This window comes from Geminisphaera colitermitum TAV2 (genome assembly GCF_000171235.2).
Taxonomy (GTDB): Bacteria; Verrucomicrobiota; Verrucomicrobiia; order Opitutales; family Opitutaceae; genus Geminisphaera; species Geminisphaera colitermitum.
Genome location: NZ_ABEA03000041.1, coordinates 37,590 through 55,806 on the forward strand (window position 1 = coordinate 37,590; position 18,217 = coordinate 55,806).

The following is an 18,217-nucleotide window of genomic DNA, read 5'->3' on the forward strand; positions in this document are numbered from 1 at the left end:
GTTCGGCAATCGTCCCTGCAGCGTTGAGCGGGGAGGACGGCGCGAAGGCCGGAAAAGATTGGATGCGGAAGCGGAGGCCTCGGAGAGACCTCCCTACCGCGAACCGTCGAGGCCGGTTCAGGTGTTTTCTTTCTTCGTGTCGAGGAGGCGTTCGTCGAATTTCATGCCAAGCGAGAGGCCGAGGGCTTCGAGCTTGTCCTTGATTTCGTTGAGCGACTTCTTGCCGAAGTTGCGATACTTGAGCATCTCCTGCTCGGTCTTCATCGCCAGTTCACCAACGGTGGTGATGTTGGCGTTGTTGAGGCAGTTGGCGGCGCGAACGGAGAGTTCGATTTCGTTGACCGACATGTTGAGCAGCTTGCGGAGCTTGTTCTGCTCCTCGCTGACTTCGCTCTGCTGGTTTTCGAATTCGTAGTTCTCGCCACTGACGCGGTCGAACACGTCGATGTGGTGCTTGAGAATGGCGGCGGATTGCTTGAGGGCGTCGTCGGGCGTGATGCGTCCGTCGGTCCAGATTTCGAGGTTGAGCTTGTCGTAGTCGGTGATCTGGCCGACGCGGGTGTTCTCAACGGCGTATTTGACGAGGGTGACGGGCGAGAAGAGCGAGTCGATGGCGATGACACCGATGGCTTGTTCTTCTTTTTTGTTTTGCTCGCCAGGATAGTAACCACGACCGGTCTTGATTTCGATCTCGGCGTTGAAGGGACGCGCGCGGTCGAGGGTGCAGATGACCTGGTTGGGGTTGACAACGGTGACGTTGGAGTCGGCCTGAATGTCGGCGGCGGTCACGGGGCCTTCGCGGTTGACGCGAATCTGGAGGGTGATCGGGTCGCGCTTGGTGCTGATGAGGAGCACTTTTTTCAGGTTAAGCACGATGTCAGTGACGTCTTCGACGACGCCGTCGATGCTCTGAAACTCGTGGTTCACACCCTCGATTTTGATCGAGGAGATGGCCGAGCCTTCGATGGAGGACAGGAGGACGCGGCGCAGGGAGTTGCCGATGGTGTGTCCGTAGCCGGCTTCAAAGGGTTCGGCGATGAACTTGGCGTAGGTGTCGGAAGAGCCTTCCTCGACCTTGGTGAGCTTGTTGGGTAGTTCGAACTTTCCGAGGCGTTTAGGCATGGCGGTAAAAGTGGCTGGATTGGATTGGTTAAAAAATGGTTCGTTGAATTTCAAGCAAGAGGCCCATCCCCGTTTTATAAATTGGGGGTGGGCCGTGTTGTTTCATTCAAGACGTTGAAGGTGTTTCCCACGGTTTAGCGGGAGTAAAATTCGACGATCAACTGTTCGTTGATGTCGGGGGCCATCTCCTCGCGGGTGGGGAGGCGGTTGACGACGGCCTTGAATGCCTCGGCGTTGAGCGTGAGCCAGCCGGGAACGTTGCGGGCGCGGGTCTCTTCGAGATTGCGCTGCGCGAGCTGGCGGGAGCCGGCGGCGTTCTTGATTTCAAGTTCGTCACCGACCTGCACGGCGTAGCTGGCGATGTCCACCTTGTGGCCGTTGACGCGGACGTGTCCGTGACCAACGAGCTGGCGGGCGGCGGCGCGACTGCGGGCAAAGCCGAGAAGATAAATGATGCTGTCGAGGCGGGTCTCCAAGAGTTGGAGGAAGCGTTCGCCGGTGACGCCACGTTCGCGCTTGGCGGCTTCGAAGGTGCGGCGGAACTGGCGTTCAAGGAGGCCGTAAACGTAACGAAGTTTTTGTTTTTCGTTAAGACCGGCGGCGTATTCAGAGACTTTGCGACGGAGTTTGGGTCCGTGCTGGCCGGGCGGATACGGGCGCTTTTCGTAGGCCTTGGTGGCTCCGAAAAGAGGTTGGTTGAAACGCCGGCTGAGACGGGTTGTTGGTCCGGTGTAGCGAGCCATGATGTTTTAGAATTTGTGATTTAAGATTTGAGATTTGAGATTCCGCGCGAGGCGCGGAGCGCGGATTAGACGCGGCGGCGCTTGCGTGGACGGCAGCCGTTGTGCGGCACCGGCGTGACGTCGATGATGGAGTTGATTTCGAGGCCGATGGCTTGCAGGGCGCGGACGGCGCTGTCGCGTCCGAGGCCGGGGCCGGAGAGGCGGATGGTGACGTCCTTGAGTCCGTGCGACATGGCGTTGCGGGCGGCGTCCTGGGCGACGACCTGAGCGGCGTAGGCGGTGGACTTGCGCGAACCGCGGAAGTTGCACTTGCCGGCGCTGGACCAGGCGATGACCTGCCCCTTGGCGTCGGTGATCGAGACGATGGTGTTGTTGAACGAGGCGAGCACCGTGGCGATGCCCGAGGTGACGTTCTTGGAGCCCTTGGCACGGCGGATCTTGATCGCGCCAAGCTCTTCCTTGAGGAGCTCTTCAGCGGTGGGCTGCTTGGCAACGCCACCGACGAGTTCAACGGGTTTTTCTGCCGAGGCAGCCGCAGGAGCGGCGGGAGCGGCGGCCTCGCCTTCAGCGGCGGGCTTGGCGGCCTTGGGAGCCTTGGCGGGCTTCTCGGCGGCGACAGGGGCGCCGGCAGCGGGAGCAGCGGCGGAGGCTTCCTTCTTGGGAGCCTTCTCTTTCTTGGGAGCAGACGTTTCTTCGGCCATGGCGGGAATTATTTAGCGGCTTTGGTGACGCCGACGGTGCGGCGCGGGCCTTTGCGGGTGCGGGCGTTGGTGGAGGTGCGCTGACCGCGAACCGGGAGACTGCGGCGGTGGCGGATGCCACGGTAGCAGCCAATGGCTTGCAGGCGCTTGAGGTCAGCGGTGTGAGAGCGACGGAGGTCGCCTTCGACGGTCCATTTGTGCTCGGTGATGACCTGGAGGATCTTGTTGAGCTGTTCCTCGGTGAGGTCCTGGGCCCGCATGTCGGGATTCAGTTCAGCTTCTTTCACGACTTGGTCGGCGCGAACCGGGCCAATGCCGTAGATGTAACGGAGCGAATAAGAGACTTTCTTTTTCGCAGGGATATCAACGCCAAGGAGACGAGGCATAGTGTTATGTGTGGTTTACGAGTTGGAAAAATTGCGGAATAAAATGTGTGGAAACGAGGGTCAGGCGCGGGGAATGGTGAGGATTTCCGGGCCGTTCTCGGTGGTGAGCACGGTGTGCTCAAAGTGAGCTGAGGGGGAGCCGTCGCAGGTGACAGTGGTCCAGCCGTCGCCAAGAGTTTTGATCTTGTAGCCGCCAAGGTTGACCATGGGTTCGATGGCGAGGGTCATGCCGGGCTTGATCTTGTCGCCGGAGTTCTTGCGTCCGTAGTTCGGAATCTGCGGTTCCTCGTGCATCGAGGTGCCGACTCCGTGGCCAACCATGTCGCGGACTACGCTGAATCCATGGGCTTCGACGTAGGTCTGGATCGCATGGGAGATGTCGCCGATGCGGTTGCCAACGCGGGCTTGGGCGATGCCGATGGTGCGGGCTTCATCGGTGACGCGGAGGAGTTTTTCGACGGCGGGGGAGACGGTGCCAACACGGGCGGTGTAGGCGTTGTCTCCGATGTAGCCGTTGTAAACGACGCAGACGTCGAGGGCGATGATGTCGCCGTTCTGGAGAACGCGACGCATGGAGCCGATGCCGTGGACAACTTCTTCGTTAACGGAGAGGCAGGTGTAGGCGGGGTACGGGCGGTGGCCGGGGATTTGGTAGCCGTAACAGGCGCTTTTGGCTCCAAGGCGCGTCATGGTGTCGCGCGCGCTCTGATCCAAGTCGTAGGTCGTAATGCCGGGCTGGACGAGTTTTTTAAGTTCTTCCAACACGGTCGCGGCAATCGCACAAGCGTCGCGCATCCGTGCGATTCCGTCTTTGTTTTTAATGGGAATCATGCGGCGGCGAGGTGAGTTTCGACGGACTGTCCATCCTCGGCGAAGAGGTGGAGGAGTCCGTGGGTGCGATAGTATTCGTGGAGCAGGAGACGCTGCGCCTCTTCGTTTTGGTCGGAGGAGGCGGCGGACCTGGTGGCAATGACGGCGTCGAGAGTTTCGTCGCGCGTTTCGAGCCATTCGTCGAATACACGAGCTTGGAGCAACGTAGCCGGGAAGTCCGTGAGGACAAAGCCCGCATCGGGTTTGCGCGTCCAGAACCAGCGTCGCAGCAGGGCGAGCGTGGTGGCATCACCAAGGCGGTTGCGTTGGCGGAGTTCCCGGGCGGCAGTTTGGCCGAGGGGACTCTGACGGCAAATCTCCTGCCGCATCAGTTCAGCGGGAGAGACGTGCTCAATATTCAAAGAACGAGTTTTTTCTGCCAAACGATCCGAGAGCCAGACGGGGACCGCTTGGTCGAGGATCAGAAGCCTGGGCTTGGGGCCAAGGGCTTCGTGGAAAAAAGGTGAAGACGATTCAGACACTCCGTCGCTTGTAAAGCCGGTTTTTTAGTTTGCCCCCAAATGTTTGAGGGCGGCTGCCGCGAGGCCAACGATCAGAATGATGCCGAGGAAGAACCAGAGTTTGCCGACTGTCTCCATACTGGCGGCTTCGCCAATGGCACCGGCCACGTTGGTGTTGCGGGCGCGGATGCGGCCTTTTTTCAGGAAGCCGTCATAGTGGCGCTGGAGGAGGAAGGTCTCGATCTGCTTCATCGTGTCGAGGATGACGCCGACGGTGATGAGCATGCCGGTGCCGCCGAAGAAGCTGGAGATGCGCTGCGGGACGTTAAGCTCGGCGTTCAGAAAATCCGGGAACACCGCGATGATCGTGAGGAAAATCGCACCGGCGAGAGTGATGCGCGTCATCACGAAATCCAAGAACTTGGCGGTTGGTTCGCCGGGGCGGACACCGGGGATGTAGCCGCCGTATTTCTTGAGATCCTCGGCGATCTGGATCGGCTTGAACATGACGGACACCCAGAAATAGCTGAAGAACAGGATCAGCAGCGTCATGGTGACGTAGTAAACCCAATGCCCGCGCATGAGGTTGTTGGAAAATTCGATGAGGAAAGGCAGGTTGAACGCAGCGCCGAGATAGCGGAAAATCTGCTGCGGGAAGAGCAGGATGGCGCTGGCAAAGATCACAGGCATGACGCCCGAGTAATTGACCTTGAGCGGGAGGAACGAGTTCTGGCCGCCCATGACCTTGTTGCCGACCACGCGCTTGGCGTATTGGACGGGGATTTTGCGCTGTCCCTGCACCACCATGATGATGCCCATGGTGACAGCGAAGAAGAGGATCACCATGAAGGTGAGCGAAATCATGCTGATGCCTTGGGTGCCGACGGGGGCGCGGAGGAGAGTCCAGAGGGTGCCCATCGCACCGGGGAGGTCGGAAATAATGCCGATGGTAATGAGCAACGAGATACCGTTGCCGATGCCGCGTTGGGTGATCTGTTCGCCGAGCCAGGTGAGGAGCATGGTGCCGGCGGTCATGAAGATGACCGACGAGATGAGGAACCAAGTGCGGTCAACGAGCACGATTTCACCGTAGCGGGCGATGTCGTAACCTTCGCCAAAGAGCTGGGTCGGATTTTCAAGGGCGAGAATGAGGAGCGCTCCCTGAATGAGACAGATGAGGACGGTGGCGTAACGGGTGTATTGGGAGAGCTTCTGGCGTCCCACGTCGCCCTCCTGCTGGAGCCGTGCGAGGCTGGGCACGACAGCGGTCATCAGCTGGAAAATAATGGACGCGCTGATGTAGGGCATGATGCCAAGCGCGCAAACGGCACCCTTCATGAGAGCACCGCCAGTGAACATGTTATAGAGACCCACCAGAGCGCCACCAGCACCGGTGACTTGGTCGGCAAAAAAGGCCTCAAGGGGGCGCGGGTCGAGGCCGGGCAGCGGAATGTGCGCACCAACGCGCGCGACAAAGAGGAGGGCCAGGGTGTAGAAAATCCGCGAGCGCAGCTCGGGAATCTTCAGGGAATTGGCAAAGGCGGAAAACACGGCGGAAAGGAAATGTGGATTTTCGATTTTGGATTTTCGATTTTCGATTCCCTTCAAGTGCGATTAACGGCCGGGTTTCATCCCGTTGCTTGCCTTTAATCGAAAGTCAGGACTCGAAAATCGAAAATAACAGACGCGAGCCTTAGCTCGCGGCGAGGACGACGGCCTGGCCGCCGGCTTTCTCGATCTTGGCCTTGGCCGATTCCGAGAACTTGGTGGCGGTGACCTTGAGGGAACGGCTGATTTCGCCGTCGCCGAGAACCTTGACGGTGTCGATGCCGGCACGGATGAGACCGGCGGCAACAAGGCCGGCGATGTCGACTTCCTTGACGTCATCGGCAAGGCGGGCGAGGTCGCCCACGTTCACCACGGCGATTTCCTCGCGGAAAGCGGCCTGGTTGAATCCGCGGTGCGGGAGTTTACGATAGAGAGGCATCTGGCCGCCTTCGAAGCCGGGGCGGATGGAGCCGCCGGAACGGGCTGTCTGGCCTTTGCCACCGCGACCAGAGGTCTTGCCGTGGCCGCTGCCTTCGCCGCAACCAACGCGCTTTTTGCGATGAATGGCGCCGGGGACGTTCTTGAGTTCGTGAAGTTTCATGTGTGCTGATTCCTAATTTTGTCTGGTCGCCCCGCCAGCGGTTTTGGCAGGCAGGACTCGGATTTTTTGTGATCTATAAATCTGACTGGTTGCCACGGTAGGGAGGCCTCTCCGAGGCCTCCGTTGCGGGCGTGATGTTAATTACTGGTAAGCTCGTGGATCAAAAGTGGTTCGTTACTTGGTGCGGAGGCCTCGGAGAGGCCTCCCTACCGTGCTGGAACCAAGCGTGCTGGAACTTAGGCTGCGGGACCGGCGGGAGCCTCGGTGTTGGCGGCGTTCTTGCGGGTGGCCTTGATCTTATCGGCACCGCGCAACTGACGGAGTCCGTCAAGGGTCGCGTTGACCACGGCGATGTGGTTCTTGGAACCCATCGACTTGGTGAGAACGTTCTTGACGCCAGCGGCTTCGAGGACGGCGCGGACGGCGCCACCAGCGATGAGGCCGGTGCCCGTCACGGCGGGGCGAAGGAGAACCTTGCCACCGTCATGCGTGCCGAAAACTTCATGGGGGATGGTGTCGCCCTTGAGCGTCACGCTGACCATGCGTTTACGGGCGTTCTCGGTGCCTTTTTTAATGGCGTCGGGAACTTCGTTGGCCTTGCCGTAGCCGATGCCGACCTTGCCGTTTTTGTCACCAACGACGGCGAGGGCGGAGAAGCTGAAGCGGCGTCCGCCTTTGACGACCTTGGCGCAGCGGTTGATGAAGACGACCTTCTCAACGAGTCCTGAATCGGGCTCGTCCTGGCGGTCATCACGACGGGGGCCGCCGCGACGATTGCCGCTGCCACGACGATCTCCGCCGGGGCCACGGTTGCCACGGTCGCCGCGTTCGCTGCGGGGAGCCGGGGAAGGAGCGGCGGCGGGGGCCGCGGTTTCAGCGGGGGCCGCAGGCGCTTGATTCTCGGTCTGGGAAACTTGTTCGGGAGTGCTCATGTGTTGGTTCCTTAGAAGGACAGCCCTCCTTCGCGGGCGGCGTCGGCAAACACCTTGACTTTGCCGTGATAGGGAGCGCCGGCGCGGTCAAAGACAACGCTTTCGACTCCGGCGGCCTTGGCCTTGGCGGCAAAGGCGAGTCCGAGGGACTTGGCCCCGGCGAGGTTGGCGGCGACCTTCTGCTTGCGCAGTGCGGGGTCGAGGCTGGAGAGAAACACCAGCGTGGTGGCGCTGTCGTCGTTGATGGCCTGGGCGTAGATGTTCTTGCCGCTGAATTTCACGGCGAGACGGGGACGGGCGGAGGTGCCTTTGACCTTCTTGCGAATGCGCCAGCGGCGTTTCTGAAGGAGTTCGGCTTTGAGAATGGTATTCTTCACTGGGAAATGATTTTGTTTTAAAAATGCTTGTTCGAGAGGGCGGGTCGCACTTAGGCGACGGTCTTGCCTTCCTTGCGACGGACGCGCTCGGCGTGTTCGCCCACGATGCGGACACCTTTGCCCTTGTAGGGCTCGGGCGGATAGTAGGAGCGGATCTGCGAGGTGACGGCCCCGACGAGTTGTCTGTCAGCTCCCTCGACCTTGAGTTTGGTCTGGTCGGTGACGGTGATCTTGATGCCCTCGGGCACATCGAAAACGATCGGGTGCGAATAGCCCAGAGCGAGGTCGAGTTTGCTGCCCTTGAGGTTGGCCTTGAAACCGACGCCTTGAATTTCGAGCTCCTTTGCGAAGCCTTCAGCGGCGCCTTTGACCATGCCGGCGATGACCGAGCGGGCCGTGCCATACATGGCGCGGGCAAAGCGTGAGTCTTCCGTGGGTTTCACAGTGACTTTGCCATCCTTCACGGTGATTTCGACAACGGGGGCGAACACTTTGGTGTTCTTGCCCTTGGGGCCTTCCACGGCAACCGTGGTGCCTTTGTCGTCGCCTTTGACGTCGACCTTGACCTTGGCGGGAATCGTAACGGGTTGTTTACCAATGCGGCTCATTTTGCGTGTCTCCTTGGGTTACCAGACTTTGCAGACGAGCTCCCCGCCGACTTTTTCGCGGCGGCAGTCGAGGTCCTTTTTGAGGCCCTTGGACGTGGAGACGATGCTGATGCCGAGTCCGTTGAGGACGCGGGGGATGTTGTTGTAACCGCAGTGGAGGCGGCGGCCGGGGGTGGAAATACGCGAGATGTGCGTCAACGCGGGCGCATTATCGACGTATTTGAGGGTGACGACGAGGGTCTTGTGACCGTTCTCATCGGCGCCTTGGGCGTAGTCGGTGACGTAGCCTTCGGCTTTAAGGATGGCCGCGAGGCTCTCCTTGAATTTGGAGTGCGGCGATACGCACTGGGCGAGACCGGCCTTGGACGCGTTGCGCAGGCGGGTCAGGAAGTCGCTGACGGGATCTGTCATGGTGGATGTTGTTCAGGCCACGCGGGTCATATCCGACTCCCGCGTGGAAAATGGAAGTGTGTGTGTGTTGTTACCAGGAGGACTTCGTCACGCCGGGGATTTTGCCGGCGAGGGCGAGTTCGCGGAACTGGATACGGGAGACGCCGAATTTGCGGATGAAGGCGCGGGGACGGCCGCTGAGCGAACAGCGGTTGCGAATCCGGACGGCGGAGGAGTTGCGGGGGAGTTTTTGCAGCTTCTTCTGGGCGGCAAAAAACTCTTCGTCGCCAGTCTCGGGGTTGGCGAGGATGGCTTTGAGTTCGGCGCGCTTGGCGGCGTGCTTGGCAACGAGGCTCTTGCGCTTTTCGTTGCGGTTGATGGCGGAGGTCTTCGGCATTGTGGGAAGAGAGTGGGTTGCGTTCTTTAGGCGGCGGCTTTTTTGGCGGCGTCGGCTGCGGCGGCGATTTGCTGCTCGGTGCGGCGGAAGGGCATGCCGAGGAGCTTGAGAAGCTCACGGCCTTCTTCGTCCGTCCCAGCGGTGGTGGTGATGGCGATGTCGAGACCCATGGATTTCTTGACGTTTTCCACGGTGATCTCGGGGAAGATGGTGAAGTCGGAGATGCCGAGGTTGTAGTTGCCGCGTCCGTCGAGCTTGGCCGGCACGCCGCGGAAGTCGCGGATGGTGGGGAGGGCGACGGCGAGGAGGCGGTAAAGGAATTCCCACATCGCATTGCCGCGCAGGGTGACGTAAGCGCCGACGATCTGGCCCTGACGGAGCTTGAAATTGGAGACGGCCTTGCGGGACTTGGTCAGCACGGGTTTCTGGCCGGCGATGTTGCCGAGGTCGCGCTGGATGTCGGCGATTTGCGTCTTGTCCGCTTCGGCGTCGATGCCGGTGTTGAGGTTGATCTTAACGATCTGCGGCACTTCGTGCTTGTTCTTGTAGCCGCGGCTTTTGACAAGCGCGGGGACGACCTGCTCGGTGTAGAGGGCCTTGAGTGCCGGGATTTTGTTCTTTGTGGTGCTCATTGGGTGCATTGATCGCCGGATTTCCGACCCGGCGTGCTCTGAGTGGTTAGGTGGATTGGTTGGATTTCGATGTGTCTGGAGACAGAAAAGGGTGGAGGTTACAGAATAAGGCGTGGGGTTTGGCAAGGTTTGTTTTCAGAAAAATGAAATCGAACGAAAATCCTCCCGCCTTTTCCTTATGGGAACTTCTAAAAATTACACAGAGGACACAGAGGAGGCACAGAGTTTGGGGAGGCCTGTCCGGTGGAAGGACATTTTCCTCGCGAATGAATGTCTCTGTAATTCATTTATTATAAATAAAATAATGTTTTTTACGGAAAAAGGAGCAAAGTCGTTTTGTCCTCCCTAAACTCTGTGCCTTCTCTGTGATCTCTGTGTAATTTCTGATTTTTAGAACCTCCCTTATGTCTTTTTCCCGCTGTTCCTGCCGTCCCCCCCCCCCCCCCCCTGCGCTCAGCTTTGTTGGAAATACCATTCGCGGCAGGGGGGGGGGATGATGAGTTGGTCTAGTTGCGCGTCGAAGGATTCGACGACGGTCTTCAAATTTCCGGCCAGGGGTTTTGTTAGAAGCGTCAGGTCGGCGGGTCGGTTGGCGGAAGCTGCCGGGTCGTCGGCCCGCTTGATCGCAATGAGGGGGGCCGATTTGTCGTTGAGCTTGAAGTGCGAACGGATGCGGCGCGCGATGTCGTGGCGCGACAAGACCTCCGCCCCGGCCCAGTGGTAAACTCCGCGCATGGCGGGGCGTTCGCAGAGTTCGAGGAGGACTTCGGCAAGGTTTTCCGCCGTGCAGGGCTGGCGGAATTCGTCGGCAAAGAGCCGGGGCGCACGTCCGGCGGCCCAGTCGGCAAAGAGTTTTTCGTGCAGGCTGCGCGTGCCCGTGAGGCTGTTGCCAGTGAGCAGGGGGGCGCGCACCACGGCGGCAAACTCCGGCGCGGCGTGGGTCACGGCGCGTTCGCTTTCGAGTTTCTGGCGTCCGTAGAGATTGATGGGCGAGGGGGGCGATCCGATGGCATAGGGCGGGCGGGTGCCGTCGAACACTTGCTCCGAGGAGACGTGGATGAAGCGCGCGCTCATGTGATGGGCCACGCGGGCGAGTTCGAGGGGGAGTTCGACATTGAGGCGTTGCGAGAGCACGGGATCGGCTTCGCAGCGCGCGGGCTCGGCGATGGCGGCGCAGTTGACGATCGCATCGGGAAACAGATCGAGCGCCACCGTGGTGACGGCCCCCGGTTCGGCGAGATCAAGGGTGAAATGGCGGGCGGCCCCTTCGATTGGGCCGAATCCGGCACGGGCGTGAGCGGGGCCGGGCACGGCCAGCACGCGGTGTCCGCGGCGCTTGCCCGCGCGGGCAAAGGCGCTGCCAACCAGTCCGGAAGCTCCAGTGAGGAAAATGTTCATCGGAAAAGGGCGGAGAGAGGGACGCGGGGGGGGGGGGGGGAGGGGGTCAGGGCGCGAGACGTTCCACGATCCACTCGCCGCCTTCGATGCGGCGATAGCGGAGGCGGTCGTGCAGACGGCTGCGGCGTCCTTGCCAGAACTCGACGGTTTGCGGCGTGAGACGCCAGCCGCCCCAGTGCGGGGGCAATGGCACTTCGTCCTCGGCGTATTTGGTTTCCATCGCCTTGAAGCTCGCCTCCAGCGTCCGGCGGTCCGGGATGACGGTGCTTTGCGGCGAGGCCCAGGTGCCAATCTGGCTCGCCCGCGGGCGGCTGTGGAAATACGCCGCGTTCTCCTCCTGGCTGATCCGGGCCACAACGCCCTCGACAATCACCTGGCGTTCGAAGGGGAACCAGGGGAACAGGAGCGAGGCACGCGGATTGGCGGCGAGTTCGCGGCCCTTGCGGCTCTCGTAATTGCCAAAAAACACAAAACCGCGCCCGTCCACACCCTTGAGCAGTACGATGCGCGAGGAAGGCCGCCCGTCCGGCGTGCTGGTGGACAGCGTCATGGCGTTGGGTTCGGGGAGCTTCGCCGCCTGCGCCTCCTGAAACCACTTGTCGAATTGCCGGAACGGATCGCGGGCGAGATCCTTTTCGTGGAGCCCGGCGAGGGAGTAATCTTTGCGAAGGTCGGAGATGGCCATGGGAAAAAGCTGAAGGCTGAAAACTGAAAGCTGAAAGGCTGAAATCAGAGTTTTCTCATATATCCGGCACTCTGGGTTTAGAAGTCCTGAAACCTTTGGCCTTTCACTTTCAATTTTCCAGTCTTCCAACGCTTCACTTATTTCAGCTTTTCAGTTTTTAGCTTTCAGCTTTCAGTTTTCCCATGACTCTCCTCGCGGAACTCTCCGAACGTCTCGCCGCACACCACTCCCTTGCTGACGAGGAAGTGACCGCCGCCGCCGATGCGCTGACCGGAACCGACGCTTCGGACGCCGACAAGACACGCTTCCTCGCCGCCCTCGCCGACAAAGGCGAGACGCCCGCCGAAGTCGCCGCCTTTGCCCGCGCCTTCCGCGAACGCGCCGTCAACCCCCGCGTCGAACGCTGGGCCCCGCACGCCATCGACATCGTCGGCACCGGAGGCGACCACGTCGGTGCGTTTAACATCTCCAGCATGGTCGTGTTCACCCTCGCCTGCGCCGGAGTCCCCGTCATGAAACACGGCAACCGCGGCGTCACCTCCAAATGCGGCAGCGCCGACCTCCTCGCCGACCTCGGCGTCAACATCGAAGCCCCCGCCGAAAAACTCCAGGACTCGCTCGCCCAACTCGGTTTCGCCTTCTTCTACGCCCCCGCCTACCACCCCTCCTTCCGCCACATCGCCCCCGCTCGCAAACTCCTCGCTGCCCAAGGCCGCCGCACCATTTTCAACATCCTCGGCACGCTCATCAATCCCGGTCGCCCCGCGCATATCCTCCTCGGCGCGTTTTCCCAAAAATGGGTGCCCCTTCTTGCCGAAGTCCACACGCTGCTCGGCACCCGCGCCGGCCTCTCCGCCCATGCGATCCTCCCCCCCGCCGCCGATGGCGCGCCGCGCGGTATCGACGAACTCACTACCACCGGTCCCAACCGCGTCTGCGGCATCGGACGCCTCCGCGACATCGACACCCTCTGGCAGCCCGGCACCCCCGGCCTCGCCAACCTCCCCCAGTCGCCCATCGCCGATCTCCTCGGCGGCAGCCTCGAACAAAACCTCGCCATCGTGGACGCCCTCCTCGCCGGACGCGGCCCCGCCGGCCTCGTGGACACCATTGCGCTCAACGCCGCCACCTGTCTCTGGATCACCGGCAAAGCCCCCTCCCCTGCCGACGCCCTCCCCCGCGCCCGCGAACTCCTCCTCGGCGGCGCAGTCAAAGCCCGCATCGCCGCCACCCGCGAATTTTTCGGGAAAAGCTAAAGGGAGGTTCTAAAAATCAGAAATCACACAGAGATCACAGAGAAGGCACAGAGTTTAGGGAGGACAAAACGACTTTGCTCCTTTTTCCGTAAAAAATATTATTTTATTTATAATAAATGAATTACAGAGACATTCATTCGCGAGGAAAATGTCCTTCCACCGGACAGGCCTCCCCAAACTCTGTGCCTCCTCTGTGTCCTCTGTGTAATTTTTAGAAGTTCCCATAAGTAAATTCACCCAATCCTCTCCCATTCCCATCTCTGCCCGATTCCCATCTCTGCGCGAAGTGCGCTGACTAATTTTAGAGAACTCCTAAAAATACATTTTTGAACAGCAAAGTCGCCAAGGCGCAAAGGAAGAAAAATTCCAGATTGTTTATCAATTAACCAACTACAAATGAGATATAAAATTCAAAACGCCTTACTCTGATCTTTGCGGCTTCGCGTCTTCGCTGTTTTCTTCAATTTTTAGAACCTCCCTTTAGCTTTTCAGCATTTTAGCATTTCAGCTTTTTCCCTTCCATGATCCGCCACTATTTCGGCACCGACGGCGTCCGCGGCCCCTACGGCGGCCCCGTCATCAACGAAAACTTTGCCGCCCGCCTCGGCTGCGCCGCCGCCCGCTGGGCGCTCACCCGGCGGCCCGCATCCGCCGGTGACAACCGCGTCCTCATCGGGCGCGACACCCGCGCCTCCGGCGAACCGCTCCTGCGCGCCCTCGCCGCCGGACTCTCCGCCGGCGGACTCCAACCCGTCTCGCTCGGCGTGCTGCCCACCCCCGCCGTCGCCCGCCAGGTAAAAACCCTCGGCTCCACCCTCGGCGTCGTCATCACCGCCTCGCACAATCCGGCGACGGACAACGGTATCAAATTCTTCACTACAGGAGGCGCGAAACTCACCGACGAAGACGAGGCCGCCATCGAATCCCTGCTCCCTCCCCTCCCTCCCCCCCCCCCCCTCCCGGTGAACTCCGCCTCGACGAAACCGCCACCGCCATCGACGCCCGCAACGACTACTGCGCCTCCCTCCTCAACGAAAACCTCCTCCCCCGCGAAGCCCTGCGCGGCTGGCACATCGTCCTCGACACCGCCAACGGCGCGACCCACCAAACCAGCCCCGACGTCCTCCGCGCCAACGGCGCGACGCTCGCCCACCTCGGCAACGCCCCCGACGGCCACAACATCAACGCCGGCGTCGGCAGCGAACACCCCGCCCTCCTCAGCCAGACCGTCCAAGAAACAAAAGCCCGCCTCGGCATCGCCCACGATGGCGACGGCGACCGCTGCGTCCTCTGCGACGAGACCGGCTCCATCCTCAATGGCGACGAACTCCTTGCCATCCTCGGCACCCACGCCCTCGCCCACGGACGCCTCGCCAGCAACACCCTTGTCACCACCGTGCAGAGCAACCTCGGCCTCGACGCCGCCATCCGCGCAGCCGGAGGCCGCACCGTGCGCACCCCGGTCGGAGACCGCTACGTGCTCGAACACATGCGCGCCACCGGCTCCAACCTCGGCGGCGAATCCAGCGGCCACATCGTCTGCGCCGACATTGGTCCCACGGGCGACGGCCTCGTGGCCGCGCTCAGCGTCATCCGCGTGATGCTCGAAACCGGCAAACCTCTCTCCGAACTGCGCCGCGTCCTGAAAAAATACCCGCAGGCCACGCGCAACCTCCGCGTCCGCGAACGCCGTCCGCTCGACGAACTCCCCGCTCTGCAAGCCGCCATTGCCGCCATCGAAACGCGCTTCGCCGGACGCGGACGCGTGCTCGTGCGTTTTTCCGGCACCGAGGCCAAACTCCGTCTGCTCGTGGAAGCCGAGACCGACGCCGAAACCCGTCAGGGTCTCGACGAACTCGAAGCCGCCGCCCGCGCCGGGCTCGACGTGCTGTAAAAACCCGGAGGGCGGGTCTCCTGACCCGCCAGACGCGGCGCAGCCGCGCCCATCCGTATCCCGTATCGTAAATCCCGTATTCGGATGGGCGAGGCTCGCGTCAGCGAGCCTCGTCGGCGGGTCAGGAGACCCGCCCTCCGCCAATACGGTTAAGACCGCTTCACGGCTTTGCCGACAATCGGAGTCTCCTCGATCAACTCGTCGAGCGTCTTGGTGAAAAACGCCGTGGCGCGCTGCGCCTGCAATTCCTGGTCGTAACGTTGCACGATCGGATCGGCGTCAATCAGCACCGGGCCCGTGGGATCGCCGCCGTGGTCGTCGTCCATTTGCTTGAAATCCGCCAGCGTCATCCGATTGAGCGGACGCGCCGGCTGGTAACGGAAATCCGTGTTGTCCTCGTTGGGGGGGGGGGGGATGGGCGAAAGGAGCGACATCTGCACGAGCCGGTTGAGGCACTCGTTGAGCACTTGCGTGGGCACGCCCAGTTGCACGCCCAAATCCGACGCCGTGCAGGGTGGCAGGCAGTCGCGGAAACGCCGTCCGATGCGCAGCAGCACCGTCAGCGAAAGCCGTTCGCGCATCGACTCCGCGAGCGTGATCCACGCCGCCTGACTGTTGCGGAAATGCACGTTTTGCACCGCGTAGCTCACCTGCCCGCCCAGCAGGATGAACAGCCAGAAAATATACAGCCCAAACATCAGGATCGGCAGGATGCCCAGCGAACCGAAAAAGCTCCGCTGCTGGATCACTTTGGACAGATAGAGAAACGCCAGATAGTTGTTGGCCATCACAAGCCCCGCCACCACGACCGCCCCCACCAGCGCGCTCAGCCACAACACCCGCGTGTTGGGGATGAACTTGTAAAACAAAGTCAGGATAATCATCAGCAGCACAATCGACAGCGAGGGCAGCGCCCAGCGCAGGACCGCCGCAATCGTCGTGCCGATGCCAAAGGGCATGTTTTGCGCGAAAAAGCTGAAAAACGCCCCCGCCGACAACGCCGTCACCGCCGCGAAAAAGAGCACCGCGCCCAGCGTCAGCACCGTCCAGTAATAGACCACCCGCATCACCCAACTGCGTCCGCGTCGCACGCCCCAGATTTCGTTAAAAACATTTTCCACCGTCGTGAACAACTGCACCACGATCACGATGAGCGTGAGCACGCCTACCACGCCCGCCGTGCTCGACTTGGAGCCGTCGATGAAGCCGTCGATCAGTTTCACCAGTTCCGGGTTGACCTCCACCTGAGCCTCTTCGCCCGCAGCCTCGGCGGACGGAGCGGCGGTCGGGGCGGCGGTCGCTTCGTCTTCGGGACTGGGGACGCCGGACGCTGGACGCTGAGCGCTGTTTTCCGGCTTCTGGCCTCTGACATTGAGCGTCGCCGCCGTCACGATGTCGCTGCGCGTAAACGAAGCGTCGTCGTAATCGTTCCACTCGTTTTGCAGGGCCTCGTATTGCGTGATCTGCGGCGCGATGAACTTGATGATCTTGTTGAGCGTGTTGACCGCCAGATCAGGGTCCTTGCGATCCAGCACAAAACCCGCCACGAGCATCGCAATCGCCACCAAGGGACCCAGTCCGAGCATGGAGGAAAAACTCAGCGCCGCCGCCCGGCTGAACGCCTTGGTCTCAATGATCCCCGTAATGGTGATCGAGAGGATGCGCAGCGCCGCATAACTCAAACCGCGCAGGGAACGCTCCCCCAGCACCTCCGTCCGCCAGATGTCGTGTTGGTAAATTCGCTTGAGACGGCGGATGACGTGCGTGGCGGGCATGGGTTGGGCGGAAAAAAGCTGGTCAGCGGAAAATCTGCACGACCAGCAGGATCGTAGCCACGAGCCCGATGATGCCCGTCACCAGGTTGCCCATGATCGACTGCCGCGTGACGACGAGGAAAAGCGAGATTGCCGACACCGCCGCCTCCCCGATCGTCAGGATGCCGCCCGCCCCCTCCATCGCGTAGTAGAGGAACCCGGCAAATCCGAGGAACAGCGAGGCGCGGATGCGCACGAGGTTATGGGCGATGTTGAGTCTGCACGCGACGAGGATCGCCAGCACCAGGTCCACGATGCCGAAGAAGCTGAGCGGCTTGGCGCTCATCCCCGCCAGATCGCCGCGCAGCGCAGCGGCGCCCGAGTAGAAGGTGAAGCCGAGCGCCGTGACGGCCAGAATGGCCAGCGCGCCGATGCGCCCCACCATTACCGCACGGCGGAAGATCACCTCCTGCGGCACGCGCACCGTGGCGTTTTCCTCGGTGCGTCCCTCGGCGGCGGCAAGCATCTGCTGCACCGTGATGGGTTTGGTGACCTCGTCGGCGGTGTTGAGGCTTTGGATTTTCTCCTTCTTTTTGATCCGTAACACCTTTTTTTGCGGGAAAAGCGACTCCATCAGGGCGGCGTTGTCCTGAATGGCGGTCCATTGCTCAGTCATGGCCTCGTAATAAAGCGTCTCGGGAGCCACTTCATTGTTCTCGGCCAGAGACGTCATTTGTTCGAGCGTGTAAGGCCCGCGGGCCTCGTTTTCCGATGGTTGGCGGATGTAAAATTCCTGCGTGGACATGTGCGGGGAAAAATCGGAACGCTGCGCACCCTCGCGTGCGCGGGCAAGTGCGTTTTCGCAGGGATTGCGGGGGGGGGGCAACCGGAGGGCGGGTCTCCCGACCCGGCAGACGCGGCGCAGCCGCGCCCATCCATATCGTAATCACGTATTCGGATGGGCGCGGCTCGCTGCCGCGAGCCTCGTCGGCGGGTCAGGAGACCCGCCCTCCGGTGCCAAAAACAAACGCCGCCCCGCACATGAGGCGGAACGGCGTTGGCAGGGGGGGGGGGGACCAGCGGGCAGCAGGCGGGAAGGCAGATAAGAACCAGCCTTTTTTGCCCGTCACGTAGGTGTTCACAAAATCCTGATCGGTTTTGGTCAGATAAATGATTCCCTCGATCAGACCGATGATTCCCATAATCCAGGCAAGGAAACCCAAGGAGATCACCGAGACGAGGAGCATAATCAAAGCTTCCTTTTTGTAACCGAGGATGAACTTGTGGATGCCGAGGGCACCGAGAAGAATCCCGCAAATGCCTGCGGCAATTTTTTTCTCCGCGCCCGGAATAGATGCGGCGGCGGCAGGAGTTGGAGGAGGCGGTGTTGTTGGTGTTGTGGACATAGTGTTTGTTTTTGTTGTTAGTGGCTTTTCCTGACAGTTGCATTTTCGTGCGACAT

20 protein-coding genes and 2 pseudogenes are annotated in these 18,217 nt (G+C 61.1%); 3 read left to right on the forward strand and 19 right to left on the reverse strand.

Annotation, left to right across the window (positions count from 1 at the left end; genetic code table 11):
* Nucleotides 1-117 precede the first annotated feature (117 nt).
* From OBACDRAFT_RS04655 to pdxH, 16 genes are all read right to left on the reverse strand, one after another.
* Nucleotides 118-1,122 carry a DNA-directed RNA polymerase subunit alpha gene (locus OBACDRAFT_RS04655; protein ID WP_043583472.1) on the reverse strand — a complete coding sequence of 335 codons (1,005 nt, stop codon included), beginning with the start codon at nt 1,120-1,122 and terminating at the stop codon, nt 118-120.
* A gap of 134 nt (nt 1,123-1,256) precedes the next feature.
* On the reverse strand, nt 1,257-1,865 hold the full coding sequence (gene rpsD, locus OBACDRAFT_RS04660) for a 30S ribosomal protein S4 (protein ID WP_043583225.1): 609 nt from the start codon (nt 1,863-1,865) through the stop codon (nt 1,257-1,259).
* A 65-nt stretch (nt 1,866-1,930) separates the two neighbouring features.
* Nucleotides 1,931-2,566 (reverse strand): 30S ribosomal protein S11, encoded by a 636-nt coding sequence (rpsK, locus tag OBACDRAFT_RS31100; RefSeq protein ID WP_081721816.1) that lies wholly within the window; start codon nt 2,564-2,566, stop codon nt 1,931-1,933.
* A gap of 8 nt (nt 2,567-2,574) precedes the next feature.
* Nucleotides 2,575-2,952 (reverse strand): 30S ribosomal protein S13, encoded by a 378-nt coding sequence (rpsM, locus tag OBACDRAFT_RS04670; protein ID WP_043583228.1) that lies wholly within the window; start codon nt 2,950-2,952, stop codon nt 2,575-2,577.
* Nucleotides 2,953-3,012: 60 nt separating this feature from the next.
* A complete protein-coding gene (gene map, locus OBACDRAFT_RS04675; RefSeq protein ID WP_043583230.1) occupies nt 3,013-3,783 on the reverse strand; it encodes a type I methionyl aminopeptidase in 771 nt (256 codons plus the stop codon).
* Nucleotides 3,780-4,184, reverse strand: a complete 405-nt coding sequence (locus OBACDRAFT_RS04680; RefSeq protein WP_232766642.1) for a nucleoside monophosphate kinase — start codon at nt 4,182-4,184, stop codon at nt 3,780-3,782. The genes map and OBACDRAFT_RS04680 overlap by 4 nt, the downstream gene beginning before the upstream one ends.
* Nucleotides 4,185-4,328: 144 nt before the next feature.
* Nucleotides 4,329-5,834 carry a preprotein translocase subunit SecY gene (gene secY, locus OBACDRAFT_RS04685; protein ID WP_043583478.1) on the reverse strand — a complete coding sequence of 502 codons (1,506 nt, stop codon included), beginning with the start codon at nt 5,832-5,834 and terminating at the stop codon, nt 4,329-4,331.
* Nucleotides 5,835-5,976: 142 nt separating this feature from the next.
* The gene (gene rplO, locus OBACDRAFT_RS04690) at nt 5,977-6,432 is read right to left on the reverse strand and encodes a 50S ribosomal protein L15 (RefSeq protein WP_043583232.1); all 456 of its coding nucleotides are present in this window, start codon (nt 6,430-6,432) and stop codon (nt 5,977-5,979) included.
* 236 nt (nt 6,433-6,668) lie between these two features.
* Complete coding sequence (gene rpsE / locus OBACDRAFT_RS04695) at nt 6,669-7,364, reverse strand: 30S ribosomal protein S5 (RefSeq protein ID WP_081721817.1); 696 nt, start codon at nt 7,362-7,364, stop codon at nt 6,669-6,671.
* Nucleotides 7,365-7,375: 11 nt separating this feature from the next.
* Complete coding sequence (gene rplR / locus OBACDRAFT_RS04700; RefSeq protein ID WP_043583234.1) at nt 7,376-7,741, reverse strand: 50S ribosomal protein L18; 366 nt, start codon at nt 7,739-7,741, stop codon at nt 7,376-7,378.
* Between the two features lie 50 nt (nt 7,742-7,791).
* Complete coding sequence (gene rplF / locus OBACDRAFT_RS04705) at nt 7,792-8,349, reverse strand: 50S ribosomal protein L6 (RefSeq protein WP_043583236.1); 558 nt, start codon at nt 8,347-8,349, stop codon at nt 7,792-7,794.
* Nucleotides 8,350-8,367: 18 nt separating this feature from the next.
* Entirely contained in the window at nt 8,368-8,760 is a 393-nt protein-coding gene (rpsH, locus tag OBACDRAFT_RS04710; protein ID WP_043583238.1) for a 30S ribosomal protein S8, read from the reverse strand.
* A 70-nt stretch (nt 8,761-8,830) separates the two neighbouring features.
* Nucleotides 8,831-9,136, reverse strand: a complete 306-nt coding sequence (rpsN, locus tag OBACDRAFT_RS04715) for a 30S ribosomal protein S14 (protein ID WP_043583240.1) — start codon at nt 9,134-9,136, stop codon at nt 8,831-8,833.
* Between the two features lie 26 nt (nt 9,137-9,162).
* The gene (gene rplE, locus OBACDRAFT_RS04720; protein WP_043583244.1) at nt 9,163-9,768 is read right to left on the reverse strand and encodes a 50S ribosomal protein L5; all 606 of its coding nucleotides are present in this window, start codon (nt 9,766-9,768) and stop codon (nt 9,163-9,165) included.
* 453 nt (nt 9,769-10,221) lie between these two features.
* Complete coding sequence (locus tag OBACDRAFT_RS04725) at nt 10,222-11,166, reverse strand: SDR family oxidoreductase (protein ID WP_043583246.1); 945 nt, start codon at nt 11,164-11,166, stop codon at nt 10,222-10,224.
* Between the two features lie 46 nt (nt 11,167-11,212).
* Complete coding sequence (gene pdxH / locus OBACDRAFT_RS04730) at nt 11,213-11,851, reverse strand: pyridoxamine 5'-phosphate oxidase (protein ID WP_043583248.1); 639 nt, start codon at nt 11,849-11,851, stop codon at nt 11,213-11,215.
* A 182-nt stretch (nt 11,852-12,033) separates the two neighbouring features.
* On the opposite strand from pdxH, the gene trpD reads away from it, so the two are divergent.
* From trpD to OBACDRAFT_RS29355, 3 genes and pseudogenes are all read left to right on the forward strand, one after another.
* A complete protein-coding gene (gene trpD / locus OBACDRAFT_RS04735) occupies nt 12,034-13,107 on the forward strand; it encodes an anthranilate phosphoribosyltransferase (protein WP_043583250.1) in 1,074 nt (357 codons plus the stop codon).
* Between the two features lie 521 nt (nt 13,108-13,628).
* Nucleotides 13,629-13,976: pseudogene (locus tag OBACDRAFT_RS29350) on the forward strand (phosphoglucosamine mutase); the annotation flags it as partial.
* A gap of 203 nt (nt 13,977-14,179) precedes the next feature.
* Nucleotides 14,180-15,001, forward strand: a complete 822-nt coding sequence (locus OBACDRAFT_RS29355; RefSeq protein ID WP_232766694.1) for a phosphohexomutase domain-containing protein — start codon at nt 14,180-14,182, stop codon at nt 14,999-15,001.
* A 149-nt stretch (nt 15,002-15,150) separates the two neighbouring features.
* On the opposite strand, the gene OBACDRAFT_RS04745 is transcribed toward OBACDRAFT_RS29355, so the two are convergent.
* The 3 genes and pseudogenes from OBACDRAFT_RS04745 to OBACDRAFT_RS26220 form a co-directional block, all read right to left on the reverse strand.
* Nucleotides 15,151-16,776: a YihY/virulence factor BrkB family protein gene (locus OBACDRAFT_RS04745; RefSeq protein WP_043583251.1), complete on the reverse strand. Its 1,626-nt coding sequence runs from the start codon at nt 16,774-16,776 to the stop codon at nt 15,151-15,153.
* A gap of 22 nt (nt 16,777-16,798) precedes the next feature.
* The gene (locus tag OBACDRAFT_RS04750) at nt 16,799-17,560 is read right to left on the reverse strand and encodes a GYF domain-containing protein (protein ID WP_043583482.1); all 762 of its coding nucleotides are present in this window, start codon (nt 17,558-17,560) and stop codon (nt 16,799-16,801) included.
* 301 nt (nt 17,561-17,861) lie between these two features.
* Nucleotides 17,862-18,161: pseudogene (locus tag OBACDRAFT_RS26220) on the reverse strand (TM2 domain-containing protein); the annotation flags it as partial.
* Nucleotides 18,162-18,217: the final 56 nt, after the last annotated feature.